This is a genomic window from Streptococcus criceti HS-6, from assembly GCF_000187975.2.
GTDB lineage: Bacteria > Bacillota > Bacilli > Lactobacillales > Streptococcaceae > Streptococcus > Streptococcus criceti.
In genome coordinates, this window is record NZ_AEUV02000002.1 from 1,752,992 (window position 1) to 1,775,162 (window position 22,171).

The 22,171-nt window shown below is 41.7% G+C and carries 18 protein-coding genes and 1 tRNA gene; 7 read left to right on the forward strand and 12 right to left on the reverse strand.

Annotated features, from left to right (window positions below; genetic code table 11):
- Positions 1–209: 209 nt before the first annotated feature.
- Positions 210–4,562 carry a GH32 C-terminal domain-containing protein gene (locus STRCR_RS08220; protein WP_004227500.1) on the forward strand — a complete coding sequence of 1,451 codons (4,353 nt, stop codon included), beginning with the start codon at positions 210–212 and terminating at the stop codon, positions 4,560–4,562.
- A gap of 764 nt (positions 4,563–5,326) precedes the next feature.
- Here the strand turns inward: STRCR_RS08220 and STRCR_RS08225 are convergent.
- Positions 5,327–5,755, reverse strand: a complete 429-nt coding sequence (locus tag STRCR_RS08225) for an Rrf2 family transcriptional regulator (protein WP_004226179.1) — start codon at positions 5,753–5,755, stop codon at positions 5,327–5,329.
- A gap of 588 nt (positions 5,756–6,343) precedes the next feature.
- Positions 6,344–6,643: a rhodanese-like domain-containing protein gene (locus tag STRCR_RS08230; protein ID WP_004225320.1), complete on the reverse strand. Its 300-nt coding sequence runs from the start codon at positions 6,641–6,643 to the stop codon at positions 6,344–6,346.
- 377 nt (positions 6,644–7,020) lie between these two features.
- Here STRCR_RS08230 and STRCR_RS08235 point away from each other — a divergent pair, with 377 nt between their 5' ends.
- On the forward strand, positions 7,021–7,908 hold the full coding sequence (locus STRCR_RS08235) for a fumarylacetoacetate hydrolase family protein (RefSeq protein WP_004229055.1): 888 nt from the start codon (positions 7,021–7,023) through the stop codon (positions 7,906–7,908).
- A 208-nt stretch (positions 7,909–8,116) separates the two neighbouring features.
- On the opposite strand, the gene STRCR_RS08240 is transcribed toward STRCR_RS08235, so the two are convergent.
- From STRCR_RS08240 to STRCR_RS08260, 5 genes are all read right to left on the reverse strand, one after another.
- Positions 8,117–8,620, reverse strand: coding sequence for a hypothetical protein (locus STRCR_RS08240; RefSeq protein ID WP_157769178.1), 504 nt, complete (start codon positions 8,618–8,620; stop codon positions 8,117–8,119).
- A 47-nt stretch (positions 8,621–8,667) separates the two neighbouring features.
- On the reverse strand, positions 8,668–9,231 hold the full coding sequence (locus tag STRCR_RS08245; RefSeq protein ID WP_004228828.1) for a hypothetical protein: 564 nt from the start codon (positions 9,229–9,231) through the stop codon (positions 8,668–8,670).
- Positions 9,232–9,537: 306 nt separating this feature from the next.
- Positions 9,538–9,610, reverse strand: a tRNA-Thr gene (locus STRCR_RS08250).
- An 83-nt stretch (positions 9,611–9,693) separates the two neighbouring features.
- Positions 9,694–10,086 (reverse strand): stress response transcriptional regulator NmlR, encoded by a 393-nt coding sequence (gene nmlR, locus STRCR_RS08255; RefSeq protein ID WP_004225982.1) that lies wholly within the window; start codon positions 10,084–10,086, stop codon positions 9,694–9,696.
- A 77-nt stretch (positions 10,087–10,163) separates the two neighbouring features.
- Positions 10,164–11,315, reverse strand: coding sequence for an Mbeg1-like protein (locus STRCR_RS08260; RefSeq protein WP_004229315.1), 1,152 nt, complete (start codon positions 11,313–11,315; stop codon positions 10,164–10,166).
- Positions 11,316–11,449: 134 nt separating this feature from the next.
- Here STRCR_RS08260 and STRCR_RS08265 point away from each other — a divergent pair, with 134 nt between their 5' ends.
- Entirely contained in the window at positions 11,450–12,073 is a 624-nt protein-coding gene (locus tag STRCR_RS08265; protein ID WP_003048821.1) for a Pr6Pr family membrane protein, read from the forward strand.
- Positions 12,074–12,785: 712 nt separating this feature from the next.
- Here the strand turns inward: STRCR_RS08265 and STRCR_RS08270 are convergent.
- The 5 genes from STRCR_RS08270 to STRCR_RS08290 all read right to left on the reverse strand — a co-directional run bounded on the left by STRCR_RS08270 (position 12,786) and on the right by STRCR_RS08290 (position 18,053).
- Positions 12,786–14,114: a GHKL domain-containing protein gene (locus STRCR_RS08270; RefSeq protein ID WP_004226284.1), complete on the reverse strand. Its 1,329-nt coding sequence runs from the start codon at positions 14,112–14,114 to the stop codon at positions 12,786–12,788.
- Complete coding sequence (locus tag STRCR_RS08275; protein WP_004227300.1) at positions 14,111–15,439, reverse strand: sensor histidine kinase; 1,329 nt, start codon at positions 15,437–15,439, stop codon at positions 14,111–14,113. The genes STRCR_RS08270 and STRCR_RS08275 overlap by 4 nt, the downstream gene beginning before the upstream one ends.
- A gap of 1,244 nt (positions 15,440–16,683) precedes the next feature.
- Positions 16,684–17,151: a GNAT family N-acetyltransferase gene (locus tag STRCR_RS08280; RefSeq protein WP_004229170.1), complete on the reverse strand. Its 468-nt coding sequence runs from the start codon at positions 17,149–17,151 to the stop codon at positions 16,684–16,686.
- 14 nt (positions 17,152–17,165) lie between these two features.
- Positions 17,166–17,534 (reverse strand): VOC family protein, encoded by a 369-nt coding sequence (locus tag STRCR_RS08285; protein ID WP_004225134.1) that lies wholly within the window; start codon positions 17,532–17,534, stop codon positions 17,166–17,168.
- An 87-nt stretch (positions 17,535–17,621) separates the two neighbouring features.
- Complete coding sequence (locus STRCR_RS08290; RefSeq protein WP_004226461.1) at positions 17,622–18,053, reverse strand: VOC family protein; 432 nt, start codon at positions 18,051–18,053, stop codon at positions 17,622–17,624.
- Between the two features lie 568 nt (positions 18,054–18,621).
- On the opposite strand from STRCR_RS08290, the gene STRCR_RS11380 reads away from it, so the two are divergent.
- From STRCR_RS11380 to STRCR_RS08310, 4 genes are all read left to right on the forward strand, one after another.
- The gene (locus tag STRCR_RS11380; protein ID WP_004227921.1) at positions 18,622–19,359 is read left to right on the forward strand and encodes a DUF4064 domain-containing protein; all 738 of its coding nucleotides are present in this window, start codon (positions 18,622–18,624) and stop codon (positions 19,357–19,359) included.
- A 408-nt stretch (positions 19,360–19,767) separates the two neighbouring features.
- Positions 19,768–21,003: a beta-ketoacyl-ACP synthase II gene (gene fabF, locus STRCR_RS08300; protein ID WP_004230038.1), complete on the forward strand. Its 1,236-nt coding sequence runs from the start codon at positions 19,768–19,770 to the stop codon at positions 21,001–21,003.
- A 205-nt stretch (positions 21,004–21,208) separates the two neighbouring features.
- On the forward strand, positions 21,209–21,586 hold the full coding sequence (locus STRCR_RS08305) for a hypothetical protein (protein ID WP_004225775.1): 378 nt from the start codon (positions 21,209–21,211) through the stop codon (positions 21,584–21,586).
- 104 nt (positions 21,587–21,690) lie between these two features.
- Positions 21,691–22,089, forward strand: a complete 399-nt coding sequence (locus STRCR_RS08310) for a hypothetical protein (RefSeq protein WP_004227719.1) — start codon at positions 21,691–21,693, stop codon at positions 22,087–22,089.
- Positions 22,090–22,171 lie beyond the last annotated feature (82 nt).

Below are 22,171 nucleotides of genomic sequence, written 5' to 3' on the forward strand. Positions count from 1 at the left end.
TTATTATAACAAATCTCCTTCTTAGGGACAGTAATTGATACGATTGGATGAGGACAGATTTTCTTCCAAAAGGATAGCTAAACCTGCAATAATATTCTTATTATTTCTTAATATGATTTTTGTCAATAAAGAAATTGATATTTGCGTATTGTAAAGCGCTTATAAGAGTTTTATAATAGATGTAAGACGCAAAAAGGAGGAAATCTATCATGAAGAATAGTCCGTCAAAGGAAACAAAAACGCATGGCTGGTACATGCACAAGCGTGGCAAACATTGGGTTTATGGCTGCAGTTTGATCACTCTGCTGGTTGCAGGACTGGCTCTAAGCAGTCCTGTCCTTGCTGAGGAAACGTCACCAGCTACCAGCACTCCCAATACACAGGCGCAGGCGGCCGATACCGCCAAAGTTGAGGAAACGTCAGAAGAGGCATCAACAATCCCAGCTGATAGCCAAGCTGTCATCGAGAGTAAAGATGACAGTGCGGAAATGAGCGGAGCTACCAATCCGTCTCAGCCCTCTCAACCAGTAGAGAGGGCATCACAATCGGCTGACGAAGGCGGATCAACTGCCAATTTAGAAGCAAGTCAAACGGAAGCCTCTCTTCCCAGCGATTCAACGCCAATAGTTGAAAAAGCTGATGCTGGTATCACTGTCGAAAAAGCAGATGTGGCTCAGGTAGCTGAAAAGGGCTATCAAACTAATTTGACCAACCTCAAGCCAACAAATGGAACTTGGGAAGTTCGAGATGACGGTCTCTATAGCAATGCTCTAGACAAGGGAGACAGCTGGAATATTTCTGACATCAAGGCTGATAATTTTGTCTATTCAACAGATATCAAATTTCTGAAAGAACAAGGGGCTGTCGGTCTGATTTTCCGAAGCACAGATCCTAATAATGTCCAAAATAGTTATGCCATTAATATTGATGGGGGCACAAAGAAGAGCAAATTCTGGCGTTGGGATAGAGGAGAGGACCAGCAGCTGATTGATGAAAAGCAAATCGAGCCTAGTGCCGACGGCAGTTATTTTCTCCGAGTTGTTGCTATTGATTCCTGGCTCTCCTTCTACATCAATGGACAATTAGTTGGCTCTACAGGTGACTACACCCTGCAAAAAGATGACAAGGGTCAAAGGACTGTCATTAAAGAGGGGTATCTGGGCCTGCTTAACTGGAACGGTGAAGCCATCTTCCAAAATACCTACTATACTCCAATCACTGATAATCTAAATCCTGAACTAGCTGATATTACCATCATGTCCGACAAAGGGCAGGTTGAAAAGAAAGGCCAGTTCCTTTCCAATGCCCCCGTCAGCATCCAATATGTTGATAATGCAGCATCCAGTATTAAATTGGCCATTAAACCAAAGAACGATAAGTCTCAGATCACGATTAGCGATAGCACTGGTAAAGAATATCAGTTAGGCGACACTATCCCGCTGGCAGTCAGTGCTAATTACTTGACCGTAACCAGCACTGTCACTACCGATGCTAATCAAGCCAGTCTTACCTATCGGATCAATGTCCATCGGCGGCAAGCCAAGGAAGTCTATTACAATGAACTCTTCCGTGACCAGTATCACTACTCTGTCAAGGATGGCTGGGGAAATGACCCTAATGGCTTAGTCTATTACAAGGGCAAGTACCACCTCTTCTACCAATTCTATGATGATCAGGTATGGGGACCAATGCACTGGGCTCATGCTACCAGTACAGACCTGATTCATTGGGAAGAACAACCTATAGCTCTCTACCCCGACACCAACGGTACTATGTTCTCGGGCTGTATTGTGGTTGATGAACACAATAGTTCTGGCTTCTTCAAGGATGGTCAAGGCGGCTTAGTAGCTTTGGTCACTGCCGATGGTAACGGGCAACGGATTAAATTGGCATATAGCCCTGATGAAGGTCAAACGTGGACCAAGGTTGACCAAGTGGCGGCGGATTGGTCCGATGATCCACTGCAAAGCAAGGATTTTCGTGACCCTAAAGTCTTCCACTGGAACAACAAGTGGTTCATGGTTCTGGCTGGTGGTCCTTTGCGCATCTATTCCTCTGATAATCTGAGAGATTGGTCAGTTGAATCGACTTACCCTGACATCCACACTGAGTGTCCCGACTTCTATCCAATCCAAACCGAGGATGGAACAGTCAAATGGGTGCTTTCTCGCGGCGGCCGTTACTATAAGGTAGGCGACTTCAAGCAGATTGATGGCAAGTGGACCTTCAGCCCAGATCAAGCTTATAAAGATTCTGACGGTGTGATGAACTTTGGCAAAGATTCTTATGCCGCTATGACTTACTATGTTCAGGACTTTGGTACCGAGGCCAATCCAACTATTCCGAAATTGACGGAACTGAATTGGATGAATACGTGGGACTACTGTAACTTGGTCGCTAAGACAGTTGACCAAGATTTCAACGGCACCTACAATCTCAATCTCCAGTTAGGCTTGGTCAAGGAAAATGGCACTTACGTTCTGACACAAACGCCACTTGAAACCTACAAAACACTTCGGGATACTGCTAAAGCCATCAGCTATCAAGACGTTACCGTTACAGCTCAAAATGATCTACTCAAGGCTGTCAAATCTGATAGTTATGAAATTGTTGCAACCTTTAGGTCAAGTGCGACGACGACTAAGGTCGGCTTTAAACTCCGCCAATCCAAAGACCAAGAGACACTGGTGGTCTATGATTTGAAGCAAGAAGAGCTCTCCATTGACCGAACCAAGTCTGGAGTCATTCTTAACGATAAATTTGCCGAGGTCAACAAGCAAAAGGTGACGACCAATGCTGACGGCAGTATTTCTCTCCATATTTTTGTTGATCGAGCAAGTTTAGAAGTTTTCGCCAAGGGGGATACTGTTACCGGCGCTAACCAAATTTTCCCAGCACCAGACAGTCTGGGAGCCAGTGTCTTCGCAGAAGGAGGCGATGCCAAGGCTGATATTAATTTCTATCCCCTCAAATCCATCTGGACTGATAAGGTTGCAGCCGACAAACCTTTCAAGCTTGTCGGAACCGGTCAAACTGAAACACGTTTAAATCTTGGCCAATCAACCAGTTTCGATGCCTATCTAGCTCCCGCCCAAGCTAAGCAAGATATCAGCTGGCAATTGGATAAACCTGATCTTGTTGATTTTAGCCAATCAGGCAGCAAGGTAACCCTGACTGCTAAAAAGGCAGGTACTTTAACTCTGACAGCAAGCTCTAAAGAAAATCTTAATTTAACTAAAACCTATAAGATTAGTATCTTTGAGAATAATTTCAAGACCAATTTGAAAGATCTCAAAGTCATCTCTGGTCAGTGGATTGTTGATGATAAAGAGCTGCTTGACAGCAATACCAGTGCTAACGACGCCATCATGTCGACCGAGCGCCTCCCTTACTCTGAATACAAACTGGAAGCTGACGTCAAATATCAAAAAGGCTTGGTTAACATCTTTTTTGCCTCTCCGGCAACCGATCCAGCCAACGCCTATGCCTTCCAACTGGGCGATCAAGCTAGTGTCAGACTGTACTACTTCCAAGGAGATACTATCGCTGAACAACCGCTGAACACAGCACTCAACGATAATCACTACCACCATTTGCTTATCAACAAGACCAAGGACAGTGTCAGCCTGAGTATTGATGGTCAAGAAGTCATGAGCCACAAATTTGCATCTGTCAAAGACTATTTCAATCAGGCCTATGTTGGCTTAGGGCTGTGGGATGGTGCTGTAGCCTTCCAAAATGTCTATCTGACCCCGCTCAATCAGGACGCTAAGCCTCAAGGTTGGTTCACAGCTAATCAACACTGGTATTATCGTAAGGCCGATGGGCAATTGGCAACTGGTTTAACGAGCATTGATGGCAAAACCCATTACTTCAACGCCGACGGTTCCCAAGTCAAGGGCGACTTCGCTTCTCCTGACGGTGGCAAAACGTGGTATTACCTTGACAAGGACAACGGATACGTTCTAACAGGACTGCAAACGATACAAGGTAAAACTTACTACTTCAATGCCGATGGTTCCCAAGTCAAGGGCGACTTCGCTTCTCCTGACGGCGGGCAAACATGGTATTATCTTGATAAAGATAATGGGCACGTTCTAACAGGACTGCAAACGATACAAGGTAAAACTTACTACTTCAATGCCGACGGTTCCCAAGTCAAGGGCGACTTCGCCTCTCCTGACGGAGGGCAAACATGGTATTATCTTGATAAAGATAATGGGCACGTTCTAACAGGACTGCAAACGATACAAGGTAAAACTTACTACTTCAATGCCGACGGTTCCCAAGTCAAGGGCGACTTCGCCTCTCCTGACGGAGGGCAAACGTGGTATTACCTTGACAAGGACAATGGGCAAGTCCTGACAGGCGGGCAAACTATCAAGGGCAAACGTTATACTTTTGATGAAACAGGCAAACAAATCAAGGGCCGTTTTGTTACTCCCGATGGTGGCAAAACATGGTATTATCTTGATAAAGATAACGGTCTCAGAGTGACTGGCAGACAGGTCATCAATGGCGAAATCTGTTACTTTGACCAAGACGGCCGTCAAATAAAATAAATCTTCAGCTAGGGTAAACAGTTGGAAACAGGTATCAGAGCTGCGTCCCTTGCTCACAAAATCCTGTCATTCATACGATGACGTCTAAAAAAGTTATTTCAGGCCATTCTCATCTTCACGATGACAGCCCCTAGACTTGCAACACTAGCGAGAATTAATTGCTGACTAAGTCTTCAATCACTAGGACAGCTGGGCTGAATTCTCTTCAATCCTTGAAATTCTTGGATCTCAACTTCACTTACTGGCACTTTTTCTAAGCACAGTGACAATGGATTCAGCTTGCTGCCTTTAATACCTAATCGGCTAGCTCTGGCTACCCTAAATTCACAAACTTTAAAACCTGTCGGGAAAGTCCTGTTCATAGATCTGAATTACTATATCTAAGACCGATTGGTTTACCTTAATTGTATTACTGGTTGGTAACCGTGCATAGATTCTTTCTTCATACTATTTTGGCTTATGATTGGACACGCCTACACTCCAGTGAAAAAAGGCTTATGTGCCTTGAATCTGTACGGCTCTCTATTTTTCTCTGGGGTGTTTAACAGGACCTTATGCCTTACAATAAAGAAGATTTCTCATCAGCAATTTTGCCTGCTAAATAAGAGGTCAGACTCACGTTCTGACCTCTTATTATTATGTGACTTTTAGTCCGTTTCGCTCTGAAGGCGCGAGACAAATCATAACCACTCGTCAATATGATGGAGCAATATGATGGGTGGTTATGATTATGATTTTTTTCTGTAATTCATTGATAACCCTAGTTATTCTTCCGTTTCGACTGACATCTTATCTATCATATCTTGCAGGCTAATAACTTTCATTTCCTGATAAGCTGCCTCGGTTATCCGCTGATAAAAAGCTGGTAAAACCCGCGGAATTTGACTCCCAATTGGACAATCGGGATTAGTCCCCTCATCAATCTTGAGTAAACCATCTGTTTCGACCGCTTCAAAGACCTGATAAAAAGAAATATCTTTTGGTTCTTTAGCCAGTTTCGGATTAGCAGCCCCAACTCTGGTCAGCAAAAGACCTGCCTTACTGAGACTAGACATCAGCCGCCTAACCAAGCCGGGATTGGTACCGACCGAATCAGCAAGGATTTGACTGGAAATATTAGTCAGATGCTCTTGATTGAGGGCAATATAACTTAAAATGTGAAGGGCATCGCTCATCTTATGAGATTGTTTCATTTTCATCACTCCATTTAATCCATTGTTCGTTATTACTATAGCTTATCCAAGGATAAATGGCAAATTTGAAAAGTTTAGCTTCTGCCTCTCCTTATTTAAAGATAGCAAATTCTCCACTCCAAGCAATTGTTTCCTAGGTAGCCAGGCTAATTGCAAGAAGGCCAGACTTCCAATTCGCGTGCACACTTAAAGTTGCCAGCATCGATTGCTTGAACACCGCTATTCTTACGACATTCTTAGCATCCTTGTGGTCAGAGTCAAAGCGAGCAACTCTTGAATACTCTCCTGCTACACTAGCTGTTACTAAAGTTGTTCCAAAGCTTGTGTTAAAGTCCTTAACAAGTCTAGCTTTTTGGCTGCTTGCAATTGCACTGCTGCAGAAAAATCAGCTGGATCGGCCAAGTAGAGTGTTAAGGAGACACCAATGACCTATCATTTAGATTTCAAAAAGTATAAGCTAATCCTAGATAATGCTTTCCTGCTAGTCTAGCTAATCTAGTTTCCCAATTTCTGATAAAAATTAAAAACTCTGCACCTGAATCAAATGCAGATTTTCTCGCTTCATGATTGCCATCAACTTCTAGTCCGTTACATTTCCAAGCGATCCGACCAAGCTTTGGTACCGCCAGCAACGTTGGTGACAGTATAACCCTTACTATCTAAGAAGGCACAGGCTTGAGCTGAACGGCCTCCCTTTTGGCAAATAATATGGTAGCAGTCTTTCTTATCCAATTCTCGATAACGATTGGCCAGTTGACTCAGAGGAAGATTGAGGGCTCCAGGTAGATGTCCTGTCTGATATTCATCTGCTTCTCTCACATCGATCACGTTCAAATCATCCTTGAGTAATTTTCCAGCCAAGTCCGATACATGAATTTCTTTAATCATGATTAACCTCCAAACGCAAAAAGCAAGCGACAATAAATAGTCCAGCCATTTCCTACTCTTACCAATACAATGACCGAAGACTGACTCTCACCTGTTCTGGTCGCTTTTCTTATAACTGGCTTTATCATATCATACCACTACAAAGACTGTCAGTTTTCTGACACGACAGGTATCCTTTATTTCCAGTCAAGCCAGTCCTATTTTGCTATAATAAAAGCAGAAAAATTCAAACGCTTTCAAAAATATTGTCATTGAACACGTCTACGACTCTGCGAATTTAGCCAAAATGTTCTAGAAGCTTTAACACTTCGTCGTCCATTTTCCTAAAATTTTGTGAGTCACTTAACGGTTTGGTATCTTGTAGAAAGGAGCTTTCCATGAAACTCAGTGTGATCGAAATTAACCATGAACCTGAACTGGTCGTCCAAACAGCAACTGGCTGGCTTAAGCTAACCTCCTACTTTGACCAAGTTGAAGAGGTCCCCAATTTTACTATGGAAAATCTCTTTGACAGCAAAGTCTACAAGGGACTGCAATTTCTTTTAGAATCTGATTTGAGCCAAATTGATAGCCGCTACTGGCTGGATACAATTGATGACTGTGCCTTCTATCCTGTCGTCAGCCAGCCCGGAAAAATCTTGGCTGTTGGCCTAAACTACAAAAACCATATTGCTGAGGTAAAGATGGACAAACCTCAGGTCCCAGAAATTTTCAATAAGCTAACGACTAGCCTCAACAGTCATAATTCCCCCATCTTTCTTCCTAATAATGATTGGGAATACGATTACGAAGGTGAATTGGTTATCGTCATCGGCAAAGAAGCTAAAAATCTTGCATCCGACGAGGTTGATCGAGCGATCTTTGGCTACACTGTCGGTAATGACGTTACAGCGCGTCAGCTTCAATTTCAAACCAGCCAATGGTTGATAGGCAAGTCACTAGATGGCTTTGCTCCTGTCGGACCAAGTCTGCTTACTAAGGATCAAATGGATCTAGGCCAAGCCCGCCTAACGACCAAGGTTAATGGCCAAATAGTTCAAGAAGCTCCGCTGACTGACATGCTCTACAGTCCTCAAGAGATTGTTCGCTACCTCTCGCAATATATGACACTTAAGCCTGGTGACTTAATCTTTACTGGTACGCCCTCGGGTGTCATTATGGGGCACAATCCTAATCAGCTAGAGTGGCTAACTCAAGGTGACACTGTCACTGTCTCCATCAGCGGAATCGGAACCTTAGAAAATACCATTAGATATGAAAAATAAGAGTTTGATACCCAAACTCTAGTTACGAACACAGAAAAAACGAACAAAGGTAAAATTTTAATCACCTGAAATTTATGCTTAGCTCTTGAGGCACCTGTTGAAGACATCATTGAGTATATTCCTGATTAGAAGAAAAGAAGCAGGCAGATTTTCCCTACTTTGGGTATAAATCTGCCTGCTTTTATGTTTTATATTAATTTACTGACTTTTATTTTTCACACACCCCCACTGTCTTTAACAAGCGGTTATTAAGTGCGAAACTTGCGAGTAATTTCAAGACGATCTCCATGGCGGTAAATAAGAGAAAGGGCTTGGGTTGGAACATGCAAAAGAATGCAACTGCTAAGCCAAAACACACAAATTCTAAAAATCCAAGCAAAGTGATTAGGATTCTAAACGTTAACCCTTTTGTCACACCAAAACCAAAAATGACAGCAATAATGGTAGGGACTAAAATCAGTATCATAGCGCCTAGGCCAATTGGAGGAACAATCGCCAATGTTGTTATCCAACCAACCATCTCCTCGGCAGGATCGCTTGTATGACCTATTAAGCCGTTTTGCTTAAAAAACCACATCGTTAACAATCCTGCTGAAATGAGTTGGAAATTTCTTGCTATCTTGACTTTTCTTATTTTCAACTGCCACTCATCGTTTTGCACTTGGTTATCCGCAGAGCCCCCACGGTCAAAATTTCTAATTTTTTTCATCACAATTGATATTTTATAGTGCTACTAAACAGTGTTTCTGCTTATCCTTTTTATTGATAACCATTCAACCCTTGCTGGTAAACTATCTGATGTCCCTGCTGATTAGCCTTGATTTCTTTCCCTGCTAAGATAAATTGGCTAATTGTCACACAGACTTGGACAACTTTTGCAAGTCCTAAGCCAATCAGGCCGGTTATAAATATCTGGCTGATGTTTTCCTGACTTGCATAAATTGATGACCAAGCTACGGCAACAAAGATAAACTCAAGCCCCCATGCTAAAAGAAAGCTAATCAAAAAGCCAAGATGCCGAGACCAAAAGCTGGCGGCGATAATACTCAGAATATTGGTGACAAGATTTAAAATCAATAGAAAAAGGAAGTAAGCATAAAGTGAATACATAAACCAGATGACTCTAAGAATAGCTGTGGCAAAGTCATCTTCACTATTTTCTAGCCCTAGTGAATGCGTCAAGAAAGACAAAACATATTCTCTAAAACCTGCGGAAAGTACAAAAATAATGATAAAAATAAGAGTTGGTATTATGACTAAGGAAGCGGTAAGCTGCAGGCCCATAGCCCAACCAACAAGTTTTCGTGATGGTGTCTTGATCACAATTATTCTCCTAACTAATAACTCAGCTCACTTAAGGATACACAGGTCATTGCAGTTTTTTCGGTCAGCAGAAATTTCCTTACCTGCTCTAGCAGCAACATTGCAAAACTATCCAATCGGAACCAGCGTGTTACCATCACTACAATACAATCTCTCAGGTCAAAGAGCTGAATAGACTTCAAGGTGCTGCGCCTACACCCATATCTATAAGATAGCCGATTAATTTTTTGACTACTCTTTATAAACTTCTCTTTTCTTCAAAAAAAGCGACACTGCTAAGCAATGCCACTAGTGGTCTATAAAGAATGCCGATTGCAGGAATTGAACCTACGACCTACGCGTTACGAGTGCGTTGCTCTACCGACTGAGCTAAATCGGCAACTACTATTATAGTTTACCAATTTGTTTTCGATCTGTCAAGATTTTTTGCTTATTTTTTTCTTAAATTTCTAGCTAGCTCCATCAGCTGTCTTTATTATCATGAAAAAGTCTCCTTTCTTTGAGAGCAATCTTATTCTCATAGTTGTCGATCTTATAATCCAGCCGCTTCAAGGCTTCATTTAAATCGCCAATGCGCTTCTGTAGACCTTCACGCTGCTCTTTGAGAATAGTCAGGCGAACCTGAATATTCTCATCACCAGCCAGCAAGAGAGCAGTGTAGGCTTTCAGGGCCTCGATACTCAGACCAGCCCTTTTAAAACAGCGAATAAATTGCAAAACGGAAATATCATGTTCTGTAAAATCACGAACACCAGCTTGATTGCGAGCCACATGTGGAATCAAACCAATCCTTTCGTAGTAGCGAATGGTATCTGCTGAAATCCCTGTTAACTCACTCACTTTCTTAATATTCATCAGTATGTGTCCTTCCACTTGTTAATCCCAGACATTGTAAGCCTTGGAGTTAACTCCAAGTCAAGAGATAGCCTTTGTCAGTCCTCCCTCTGTCCTAACAAGTTCCGCCATTTTTCCGATAGCTGTTTGTAACTCGGAAAATTGAGTTGCTCAAAACGTGATTTCACAAAGATACTCAAAAGACTGATCGCTGATTTATTGAGCAATTGTCGCCTGTCAGCCGGAAGCTGGGAAAAGGCTGTCATAATTGTTTTGGCACTCTTAAGAATATCAGACTGAAAGTCATCCAGCGTGGCCACATCATTCTCTAAAAAAAGATCGAAGACTGTATCAAAGAGAATTTTGAGTTCTTGCTTAGAAAGCTCTTGTGTCCACTGACTGAAGGTCACTTCTAAAGCCTGACTGAGCTCAGATTGGCCGGAAGCAAATTGCCATTGCGTACCATCCACTTCCCAAGTAGCCACATCATGTTGGAAAGTTCCGATGGCTTTACTCTCAATAAAATGGCTAGCAAGATCATGTTTTAACATACTGCCAACAATGGAATCCTTGGGTCTCAAGCAGAGAACCTTATCCCGAATGACCTGATAGCCCTGACTTTGTAAAACACGATTATGCAGTCCCGGTGCATCAAAGATAAGTAACTGGTCAATCCTTGCTTGCAAATCTTCTGGTAAATAGGCTGCGGCGTAGAGGGCTAGGTTGCCGCCCTTGGAGTGGCCTGTCACAGTATAGCGGCAGTCACTAGTCTCCAAAACCTTGATCAGGTAGGCTAAGGCCTGCCGTTGTGCAGGAATCTCGCTGGCATAAGTCATCTTAAAATCTTCCTTCCAACCAATCAGCGTTTCATCAGTTCCTCGGAAAATAATCTGATAATAGTCAATATTCGGCAGACTGAGAACCATCGCAGCAAATTGCTTTTCAAATTGCGGATCAATATCATTAATATAAGAGACTAAAGTCAAACCTTGATAGCGCGGGGCAGCAAGGACAGCTTCCAAAAGCTCCACACGCAGCTTGGTTACAGTAAAGGAATAGTGAACTTTCTTACCGCTAGCTTGAAAATCTTCTTTCAGCGCCTGAAAGGTAACTGGCTGCGTCAAATGTAAATGCTCTCCCAAAGGTAGGTAGCCCATTTCGTTGATAATAGCTATATCAATGCTGTTGAGCGCCAAGTCTGAAAAGGTCTTTTGACCATGGTTTTTGATATAGTCTAAAATATTTGGCATGAAATCTCCCCCTCTACTAGCACCAGTATAGCATAATTTTAAAGATATCTGAAAATCATTCTAAGCAGCTAGTCGAAAGCCTTCAACTATGGTAGTATAGTAAACAGATTAAACAATTTGGGAGAGTTATACTGATGTCTTTAACACAAATCTATCGTCTCATTTTTGGTGTCTGCGGTCTTATCGGAGTCTCGATGCAGATTGCCAAAGATGGACCTAGAATGGTACTTTACTATACTGTTCTGTCCAATATCCTTGTTTTTGCCAGTCACTTTTACCATGTCTACCTAGAAGCTAAAGGAGGCTCCATCAATCAGTATCCTACTTTATTGCGGATTAAGGGAAGCACAACTCTGGTCATTACTTTGACCTTCTTAGTTTATCACTTTATGCTAGCGCCTAAGGTAGCTCCAGCTGACTACTGGAATAGCCGCAACTTCTTAGTTCACTATATCGCGCCGCTCGGCATGATTGGCGACACCCTTATCTTTGATCGTAAAAATATTTATAAAGCATTGGATCCCCTAATTTGGACTCTTATGCCTATTCTCTATTGTATCTGGGCTCTCTTCAATGGTCTTATCTTGAAATGGCCAATTCCCGGTAGCTTAGACAGCCCCTTTCCCTACTTCTTTCTTAATGTTACCAAAGAGGGCTGGGGTTATGTCTTGACTTATATTCTAGTTTTAGCTGTCTTTTACATCATCATCGGTTATATACTCTTTTTCATCAAGAAAATGCTTGGGAAAAAGCGGTAGCCAGTTAAGGGAACTAGTACTCAAAGAAAATCAAAAATAGCCAAGTCCTTAGTTAAAAGTCTGGGACAAACAGCCATGATGGCTTCACTTGTCGCACTATTGTTTCGGATCGCATCGCAAGGCCTTAGATAATTCCGCTGTTGCTGGGTGTTGTTATATGAGCTAGGGCTCTCCATTCATTTATTCAAAAGGCATTGACGGCAGTGTCTAACTGACTTTCCTCTTGCCACAAAACCGAAGACGGAAAGTCTAGCTACCTGTACAAGAATGGAAGATTTTTCAGACTTCAAAAAATCCGTATAAAAACAGTCATTATTATCTCCTTAATTTTCAAAGGAGATGACTAATACAAGATACTAAGCTGTTAAGCGACCCAAAGAAATTTAGGGAGCTTGACGAAGAATCCCTAAAGATTCTAGGAAAGCGAGTCTAATTTCACAGAGTCTCGTAGGCGTGTTCGATTATTAAGATACAAAGAGCCGATTCACTTAGCGAAAATTTCCGATAGGAAAATTGGGGAGTAACGCTGTGTGCTTGACACACAAGAAGCTCCTTCTTTTTCCGAAGAAATTAGGCTCGTGTTCAATTTAAAAAGAGCTCTTGCTCGATTATGAGCAGGGCTCTTTTTAAGTCCACCCACTACACTTGACAATGAGCCTCTTTTTACAAGATAAAAGGCTTTTGGGACTTTTCCAAAAGCCTTGGCTTATTACTAGTTCTCTGTCATTGACAGGGTTTGTCGGAAACAATAATCTGCCGACCGTGTCGAAAGACTGACATTAGCATACTGAGAAATAATTCGCTCCACATTGGCTAAACCGATTCCGCGATCTTCCCCTTTTGAAGAGTAGCCATTTTCAAAAATAGGACTGATCGCTACTTGCGCCTCCTTGGTCGAGTTTTCAATCACAAAGAATTGTTGGTTATCAACCTTGAAATAGGCTATATTAACAGCTTTATCTTTGGATTCTTTGGCAGCTTCAATAGCATTATCGCTCAAAATACCAATAATAGTGACTAAATCAATAATCTTCATCGGAATCTGCTCAATTTCATCAGGCGCTTCAATGGTAACTTCTAACCCTTCTTCCTGAGCCAACAAAATCTTAGCCGACAGCATGCTTTTAATCGGTGAAATATGGATGGATGAAAGTTTGCCGATGTCAAGGCTTTTCGATTGAAGCAACTGCTGAGCTTGGGCTGCATCGCCCATAATCTCCTTGTAAGTTGATTCAATCTTAGTCATATCTCGGCTAGCGATGCTCTTGGCTAACTTTTCTAAGGCCGCTTGATAGTTTTTCTTAAAACTGCTCAATTCGGCATAAAGCGACTCGACTCGATGATTGTAGGATTCTAGGTTAGCGATGTGCATTTCCCGGTCAGTTTCAATGTCCTCTTTCAAAGTCCGTCTAATCCAGCGGTTGAAACCGAAGAGAAACCAGCAGAATACTGTTACTCCAATTAAAATGACCTTATTGCGATTATCAGAAATCCAATCAATGGTGGGATTGTTGATGTAACGCAGAAGATAAACAGCGTGTAAAACAACATAAGAGACAAAGAGAGCTACTGTGATTTCAACCAAGAATTTCTTAACTCTACTGCTTTCGCTTTCCGTTATTGATTTGAAATTGAGGTTAAAGATAGTATGGACAACCCAGTATTCAGGGATAACCAAAAGATTAGCAAGAATCAGCTTGATCAGCGGGTAAGCCGCTAAATCGATCTGGTTAGGATCCATGCCAAAGACAATATAGTAAGACAGGCTGAGGAGAAATTCGAGTCCAATAGCCGTATAGAAAGCATAGAAAAGGAGTTCGCGCTTAGGCTGAAACTTAAAGAAGATAAATTCAATTAATAAGAGATGGATAACATCTACCACTGTGCCTGTTTTGGAACTGAAAAAGATGATAATGGCTGAAAGAACTGAAACCGGAAGCAGTTTTTTCAGAGGCAAATTGAGTTTACTGATCCAGTTGAAGACATACCAGCCAGACCAGAAAATTGTCCAAGAAAATAATAACTGTTTTAAAACTATCATCGGTCTGGCTCCCTCCTAACACGTAATTCTTGATAGAAGGTTTGATCATGTACTCCTTGCGCAAAGGTCAATTTACGATAGTGATTGAGATTCCTTCGACTCTCGATCGACAAGTCGGCTAATTGATTCAAGTCTGTCTGCTGATAAGGTGTAAATTCTAGACTAAAGGATTGAACACCATTTTCTTCAATAATTCTCACATTAACCAAGGCCGCAGGATTTTCTTCCAACCAAGGCATAACTCTGTCAAACATTTCCGAAAAAATAGTTAGCCCTGCAGAACTTGAAACACCGCAGTCCATGATAATATCAGGAATATTCAAGACCAGTTTATAATTCTGGCTTTCAAATTCTCCTATTTTGATAAAGAGGAAGGACTTAATCTCGGGCATCATGATATTGATCAATTTGGCCTGACGATCCCTTGAATCCAAACCAGCAATATTTTCCTGAAAAATCTCATCGAAAACTCGAGTAACCAGATTGAGGTCACCACTTTCAATACTCCCCTTCAAACTGAGTAAAATATTGTTGTAATCATGCCGGAAAGAGCGAACCGACTGATAGAGTTCTTCGATTTGCTGGCTATAACTTTCTAGATTTTCCAGATAGTGCTTTTGTTCAGTACGCCTCAAATCCTTTAGGTATTCCCTGGAATAATAGTCAATCAGGATTAGGACCTTCATCAAAACAGCTAAATAAACAACTGTAACGACGATTATGAGTACGGAAACAGGAATTCCCAGCAACTTTCCAACATGCAGCCGCTGCATGAACACAAGGAAATAATACAGAATAAAATAACTCAGCATTTCCGATAGGGTAACCCAAAAATTACTTTGAGTTCGCTTATCCAACCAGACGCTGTTCTTCATGGAGATATAGTCAATCTGGTAGAACTCCCGTAGAAATCGTTCAAATATAGTTACAGCAATTAAAATCGTCATACTCCAGACAAAACTGTCCAGAAAATAACTCAAGGGGTGATTAAAAAGGAAAGGAAAAACAATTCTTGCCATAAAGTTCCAGAGAATAGAAAAAAGAACTGGTGGGTAGAGGGCAAAGAAAAAATTTTCCACAAGACGGCTCTTAGGCATCTTATAGCTAATAATCGCAAAATAAAGTAAAAGACCAACCGTAACTTCGCCAATATAAGGTGTTAGAAAAAAAGACAGAACCATGTGCAGTCCAATCAAAAAACCGACCTTATAAAATCTAGGCCTGATTCCCGTCACATACGTAAATAATGACCATTCGGCTGCACAAAGGATCAGCTTGAGCATAAACTGCTGGGTGGTGGCTACTGATAATAGTGCTAGGGACATGTGCGTCCTTTCCGTAAAGTGTTAATATAAAGTTATTTTAACATAATCCACACCCTAGGGAAACTAGGAAAAGCAAGAAAAATGAGAAATCATTAGAAATATCCACACAATCTCATTTTAAATGCTAGTGCACCATCCTCATTATCCCTTCGTTTGCTCATTTTAATAGGTTATCTTATGCAATTGAACACGGGCTGTGTACTTGACTAAAAAGACAGTTCCTCCTAAGGTCTTTAGTACTCTGCGTCGATTCTCCTATTTTAGCTGTGTCCACGGACGCCCTTTGTATCTTAGTAGTTGAACACAGGCCTAATTTCTTCGGAGAAAAAGCCATTATGGTCGGTGCATTCAGTAGTGGTCAGTCTGACGCAGTTGATGTTTGGAGGTACTTATCGACTATCGACAGCGTCCATCCTAATCATCTCATCTTTGAGAAAGTAAGACGACAAAGTCGATTGTTTCATCATACCGATTTCTATCTTACTCTCTATTTCTCTGTTAGAAATTTTCGCCGAGCGAATTGGCCCTCAAAATGCTAACTTTAATTTTAAGAACTTGTATTCACATTTTTTTGACACTTAGCCTTATGTGGTAGGGACGCAAGCAACCTTCTAACGGAGTGCCATTGCTCATTTTCATGCCTAGGGTCTTGAAAATCCCCTCGACGATTGACTAAATAAGGTCAATCGTCTTTTCCCCACGGCAGCAACTGTCTGTTTTGAGAGTGGGACAGAAGTCGATTTTTTGTATAAATTGACTTCGTTGTCCCACCTCTGCACAGTTGATTAGGATGGCCGCTAACACTTGCGTAGCAGTTAAACAGTCCAGTGGACTGTTTAAGAGGGTGCCCGAAAATGAGACTGCGCCCAAGATAAGGACCTCTAATCAACAGTGGTTCATTGGTGCTAAAGCGCCTAATGAACTGTGCAGGGGGTGAGACTTCTTGGCCTAGCCAACAAGTCCTTCTCCCAACCACTGCGTCAAACTGTTAGTACTGCAAAAATAGAAGGCTGGAATACTTTTTCCCCAGGCTTTTTCCAGCTGACGCTAAGAATTTAAACTTGTGAATACAGTTTCTAACTAGATGTAAAAAGGGTAATCGTCTTGCTGATCGCCGTCAGATTACCGTAGCCAAACATTGTGGAGATTTTTATGCGGAATATAAAAGGCCTTGTAAAAACTCTTACAAAGCCATGCAATTTCAAATGAATAGTCTCAGAGTGCCTGCTGAGCTTCGCCGTGATTTACAGAATTTCTTCCATTGAAGTAAACTGTTCTTGCAGACCTTGACGCTTGTAAAAACGCAAAGCGCCTTCGTTGGCATTCCAAACGTGGAGAGTCAAATTATAGCAGCCAAGTTCCTTGGCGTAGGCACGAGCAAAATCGAAGAGTTTCTGGCCAATATGCTGACCACGCGCTTCTTCTGCCACGCAAAGGTCATCAATAAAGAGGGTCTTGCGAGGCTGGTCCGTATGTCCTTCATGCTTTTCAATAACAGTAAAGAGGTGGCCTAGGATATTTCCCCAGTCATCTTCATAAACAAAAACCGGCTTGGACTCATCAAGCACCAGTTTCTCCAACTCCTGACGGGTAAATTTTTTACCTTCCTCCTTAAAGAGGTCAGGCCGGACGCGATGGTGAACCAAGAGGATATCTTCCAAAAGTTTCTCTAATGCGGGAATATCCGCTACTTTTGCACGCCGAATTGCCATATCGTTACCTCCATTTAAACACCTTTAACAACGTAATAATGACCGCTTGGGCTAGCGAAATTAAAGCTTGGGAAAGGCTCAGTCTGAATGGGACTAACTTTGTCAGTCACAGCTGAAATTTTGGCATGGAGCATCAACAGCTCTTCGCTCTCAAACAAGAGACTGGGCTGGTTGTCTACAACCTCGGGGGAAACCTGACGGATAAAATCTTTGGCATAAACAGTAAAGAGAGCTGAGCTGTCAGCTGTCGGCCGCATATTAAAACTTGGGTACCCCATGGTTTCTGTTTCCGACTCAATTTTACAACCGATAGTCTGCCAAAAATCCCTCTCAGAATCCACATCATCCACGTAAAGCATAATTCCTACTTCTTTATTTAACATTGTTTACCTCACATTATAGTCTTTTTCTCAGCAAATGGAAACACTTGCCTAGCGCATCTTTAATTGATTAAAAATTATTTTAGACCTTTACATCTCAGGCACAAAGCCCTCAATAGTCGTATTAATTTGCCACGTCATGCCGAATTTATCAACAATGATTCCGTAAGCGGGACTCCAAGGCATCTCCTGCAGCTCTAACTCGATATGACGGGCTTCTTGGGCTAATTGATCATATAGTTCACGTGCCTGATCTGCATCATCAAGCTGAAGACAGGCTGAGATATTATTCCCCAAAATGTAGTCAGCTTCTGGGTTATTATCAGAAATCTGCAGGCGAATCCCACCGATATCCAGCTGCGCATTTAAAAGCAGATTCTTGTTTTCTTCTGGACAGTCAGGAATGGCTTGACCAAAAGTAGTCTTGGCTAAAATTTTAGCACCAAAGACCTGCTCATAAAAATCGACAGCCGCCTGGCCGTCTTTGTCCGTTACTAAATAAAGTTCAATAGCTTTAATCATTTCTTCCCTCAATTCTTTTTTGCTTTTATATAGTACTACATAGAGATAGTTTGGTCAATCAAACAGTTTGAAACATCGTCTAATGTCTATGGAGCCTTATACATTGCCCAAACAAAACTAAGATAAATGTATTTTCTCCAGCACTTTAGACTTAATCTGTATAGTTTTATAATACTACTAATAAGGTCATAAAGGAAAAAAATAGTCATGCCAAATCAATTCTATATTAAAAATTAAAACGGCTAGATAAATCGGTTTAATTGGCGGAAAACTTCTCTTTTGCCTTTTGGGTTCTGCTAGCGTTAATGTGCTATAGCGACCAAGCTTTAACACTTGCTTATCTTTGTTATCCGCTTCACTGCTCCTCTCACGGATTCCTTTATCGGGCTTAAGGACGATGAATGGATCTCATCCGTCTGGTTTCCGTTTCTTCTGGCTCTTGCTTAGCTAGTTTTTTGAGTATCTGCTTATATTGGCTACAAACAAAAAATGAAGTCTAACAAATCTGCCTTGATTTTCTAACCACTATCTGGTAGGCTAGTAGAAAATTCAGATGGAGGGAAACGTTATGAACCAGAAAACTTTAGCTAAAGCTGCCGGTTTCGTTGGCTTAATTGGAGGGATTCTCACCCTTATATTGAGGATTATTAAGACAGTCATCGATATTGGTGCTTTCTCGGCCGCAAGTTTTGACAGCGATGCAACTGGATCCTTTTTCGCAACTGCGCTAATATTTACTATATTCATTTTAATGATTCGTATTGCTATTCTTGTGTTTGGGATTTTAGGAGTCGTTAAATTTTCCAAAGATCCAAGAGTAAGTGTTGCAGCACCAATCTTGTTGATTGTGGCTTTCGGAATTAATATCTTTCCCTTATTGGGCGGATTCGCTGCGGATATCCTATCTATCACCGGAGGAATTCTTTTCCTTGTTGCACTGCCAAAGCTGGATCAGCCTTTTATCCCTCAGAATCCTTACCCCTATAATGGATTTCCCAATCAACAAAGCTACTACCAAAATCAAGGAAATACTACTACTCATTTCCAGCAAGAGCCAGTCTGGATGGGCACTTACCATCAAGACCAAGGACTGCCTGCACAGTCCAACACCAGCGTCCAAACCAATGCGCAAAATGCTGGTTCGCAGATGGCGCAAGCTTTTTCTGACCCACAAGTGTCGGATCAAACTCAGGCTAGCCTTCAAGCACAGTCCTCAAATTCACAAAAGTCTTTTGCAACAGCGGAGTCGTACCAAACGCCAATGTCTACAGAGGTGCCAGCAAGTTCTGATTCGCCAGAGGCCTAAGAAAACGAACAAAGTCCAGATGCTGGCCAAAAACTCCCCCAGTCTCCCTATTTTGGAATAAACTCTTAGCACAGTGACTGGGAGCAAGACTTGTTGGTTACGTCAATCTGGTTAATCTAGAACATACTAACGAGTTTGGACTTTTGTCTCAGTCTCCTCTTCTCAGGCTCCTCTGCTGGTTTTCCTTTTTGCCATAAGGCCAATGCAGAAAACCTAAACGAATGTGATGAATCTTATTGCCAACCTCGAAAGGTTCCTGAGCTGTACGTTGTGCGGGAGTGGGATCAATCCGAAATTTTCAATTTTTGGGTTGATCCCACTTCCTTTTACTGTGAGCTCTGGTCAAAATAAATAATATGTAGTACTATTTAATCAGTTAAAAACTTTATGGAGAAATGAGACTACTATATGAATAAAAATCGTGTTGTGATTACAGGCTATGGTATCACTTCCGCTATCGGCAATAATCCTCAAGAATTTTGGACTAGTCTAGAAAGTGGCAAAATTGGTATTGGGCCAATCACCCGTTTTGATACCAGTTCCAGTCAGGTTGTTAATGCCGGTCAGGTTCAGAATTTCCCTTTTGATAAGTATTTCGGCCAAGAGGACTTAGACAAGAAAGATTTGAGCGGTCTGTATGCAATCTATGCTGCACAAGAGGCGTTTGAAGCAGCTGGACTGACTGATCAGACTGGGCTTGATTATGATAGAATTGGCGTCATGATATCATCAACAGTTGGAGGCCTGCAGGAATTTCAGGAACAGATTATCGCCATGAATGATTTAGGGATGACAGCAATCAGTCCAGATTTTGTTTCCAAGGCCTTCTATAATATGCCCGCAGCCAATGTTGCTATCAGTATTGGGGCTAAAGGCAGCTGCAAATCCATTTCTACCGCTTGCTCCTCATCCAACGATGCGATAGGACAAGCTTTTCGTGAAATCAAACGAGGTAGTCATGATATCATTCTTGCAGGCGGTGCTGAAGCTCCAATTACTGAAATCGGTGTCGGCGGTTTCGATGCCCTGACCGCAGTTTCTAGAACGCAGGATCCCAACCGTGCCTCAATTCCTTTCGATAAGGACAGAAATGGTTTTGTCATCGGCGAAGGGGCCGGTGTTTTAGTACTGGAGAGCCTAGAGCACGCTCAGGCTAGAGGAGCCACAATTCTAGCTGAGGTTATCGGTTATGGTAATAACTGTGACGCCTACCACGTGACCAGCCCGTCTCCCGGCGGTCTAGGTGCAGCGAAAGCTATTCGCTTGGCCCTAAATGACGCCCAGATACAGCCAGACCAAGTTGACTATGTCAATGCCCACGGAACGTCAACTCCCGCAAATGATCTCGCTGAAAGTCAGGCTATCGTAAGTGTCTTGGGCAAAGAAGTCCCTGTTTCTTCTACGAAATCTTTTACCGGCCATCTTCAAGGAGCAACAGGGGGAGTTGAGGCGATAGCCACAATCCAAGCGATTAACCACAATTTTGTTCCCATGACAGCAGGAACTCGGGATCTAGGTGATGATATTGAGGCCAATATCATTATCAAGCAAGGCTACAGGACCAAAATCAAGTTCGCCCTCTCCAACACCTTTGGTTTTGGGGGATCCAATGCTGTTCTGGTCTTTAAAAAATGGGAAAATTAAGGCCGTTTATAGACTATCACATCAGGATAAGCCCGCCTGGTGCTTTTTTCGTCTCAATTAGGTACAAACCATTAAATTGTCAACGCTCAAATGCTGGTGATCCATTCTACTTCAGCTTAACTTTTGTCATCGCAACTTAATTTGCATTAACTGCTTCTCTCTGATAGACTGAATCAAGCAAGCATAAGTATCTAAGGAGAAAGATATGAAATCGAATAACTTAGCCAGCATTAATGCTAAATTAGGTTTATATGGAGGGGGATTGGCTCTAGTTCTAAGACTGTTAAAGTGGGGGACCTTTTCCTATATGGCCTTTCGGTCAACGACTTCCGATGATGAAGCCCTAGCAGGACTCATCTATCTAGTGTTTGCTCTTATCAGTCTCATGATAAAAATTGTCACCTTTATCTATGGCCTTCTGGCTATGAGAAAATATTCTGGACAAAATAACATTCCATCGGCAGCTCATACCCTCTTTATCATTGCTCTCCCCGTTAATATCTTCTTTGGCTTTATCGCAGATATTAGCTGTATCATAGGCGGTCATTTCTACAAGCAAGGTCTTAAAGATTTCGAGGGATAACTGTATGCACTTAAAGCCTGCTTAAAATTGTTGTCATTTTGTAACAATCAATGATAACTATATCTGTTAAACTAGTAGGGTATCAAAATAAAAAGGAGTTTTTTATGAATAACAACACCAATATTGCTGGCTTGAAGAAGTTAGCTAAAGCAAATGGTTTGCTTGCTGTTATCGGAGCACCACTTGATTTTATCATTTTTATCATCTCAGTATTAGTATTATCCGGAGTTCTTCCAGTAAGTTTTGGAGTTTTGGGATATTTAGCACTTATTTTTAGAATTGCAATATTAGTAATGGGAATTGTAGCACTCTTAAAATTCAAAGATGATAGAGTCGTTTCTAAAGCTGCACATATTTTGCTTATTGTTGGAGGTGCTGTTGCTCTCATGTTTCCCCCTATCGGAGAGATTTGTGCCTTAATTGGTGGTATTCTCTACCTCACTTCACTTAAGAAATTTGATCAAATTCAAAATTCACAAATGCCAAACCAAAATTTTCAATAAACTAGTATCACTTAGCACCCAGCTAGGTGATTTTTTATAGATGGGTTTATAGGTAGGTTATAAGTATAAAAAGGCCACTTGA

What these genes read in the sequence shown, in the direction of transcription:
- STRCR_RS08220 (WP_004227500.1), top strand. Translation starts at nt 210, where the DNA reads ATGAAGAATAGTCCGTCAAAGGAAACAAAAACGCATGGCTGGTACATG.
- STRCR_RS08225 (WP_004226179.1), bottom strand. Translation starts at nt 5,755, where the DNA reads ATGAAACAATCTCATAAGATGAGCGATGCCCTTCACATTTTAAGTTAT.
- STRCR_RS08230 (WP_004225320.1), bottom strand. Translation starts at nt 6,643, where the DNA reads ATGATTAAAGAAATTCATGTATCGGACTTGGCTGGAAAATTACTCAAG.
- STRCR_RS08235 (WP_004229055.1), top strand. Translation starts at nt 7,021, where the DNA reads ATGAAACTCAGTGTGATCGAAATTAACCATGAACCTGAACTGGTCGTC.
- nmlR (WP_004225982.1), bottom strand. Translation starts at nt 10,086, where the DNA reads ATGAATATTAAGAAAGTGAGTGAGTTAACAGGGATTTCAGCAGATACC.
- STRCR_RS08260 (WP_004229315.1), bottom strand. Translation starts at nt 11,315, where the DNA reads ATGCCAAATATTTTAGACTATATCAAAAACCATGGTCAAAAGACCTTT.
- STRCR_RS08265 (WP_003048821.1), top strand. Translation starts at nt 11,450, where the DNA reads ATGTCTTTAACACAAATCTATCGTCTCATTTTTGGTGTCTGCGGTCTT.
- STRCR_RS08270 (WP_004226284.1), bottom strand. Translation starts at nt 14,114, where the DNA reads ATGATAGTTTTAAAACAGTTATTATTTTCTTGGACAATTTTCTGGTCT.
- STRCR_RS08275 (WP_004227300.1), bottom strand. Translation starts at nt 15,439, where the DNA reads ATGTCCCTAGCACTATTATCAGTAGCCACCACCCAGCAGTTTATGCTC.
- STRCR_RS08280 (WP_004229170.1), bottom strand. Translation starts at nt 17,151, where the DNA reads ATGGCAATTCGGCGTGCAAAAGTAGCGGATATTCCCGCATTAGAGAAA.
- STRCR_RS08285 (WP_004225134.1), bottom strand. Translation starts at nt 17,534, where the DNA reads ATGTTAAATAAAGAAGTAGGAATTATGCTTTACGTGGATGATGTGGAT.
- STRCR_RS08290 (WP_004226461.1), bottom strand. Translation starts at nt 18,053, where the DNA reads ATGATTAAAGCTATTGAACTTTATTTAGTAACGGACAAAGACGGCCAG.
- STRCR_RS11380 (WP_004227921.1), top strand. Translation starts at nt 18,622, where the DNA reads ATGAACCAGAAAACTTTAGCTAAAGCTGCCGGTTTCGTTGGCTTAATT.
- fabF (WP_004230038.1), top strand. Translation starts at nt 19,768, where the DNA reads ATGAATAAAAATCGTGTTGTGATTACAGGCTATGGTATCACTTCCGCT.
- STRCR_RS08305 (WP_004225775.1), top strand. Translation starts at nt 21,209, where the DNA reads ATGAAATCGAATAACTTAGCCAGCATTAATGCTAAATTAGGTTTATAT.
- STRCR_RS08310 (WP_004227719.1), top strand. Translation starts at nt 21,691, where the DNA reads ATGAATAACAACACCAATATTGCTGGCTTGAAGAAGTTAGCTAAAGCA.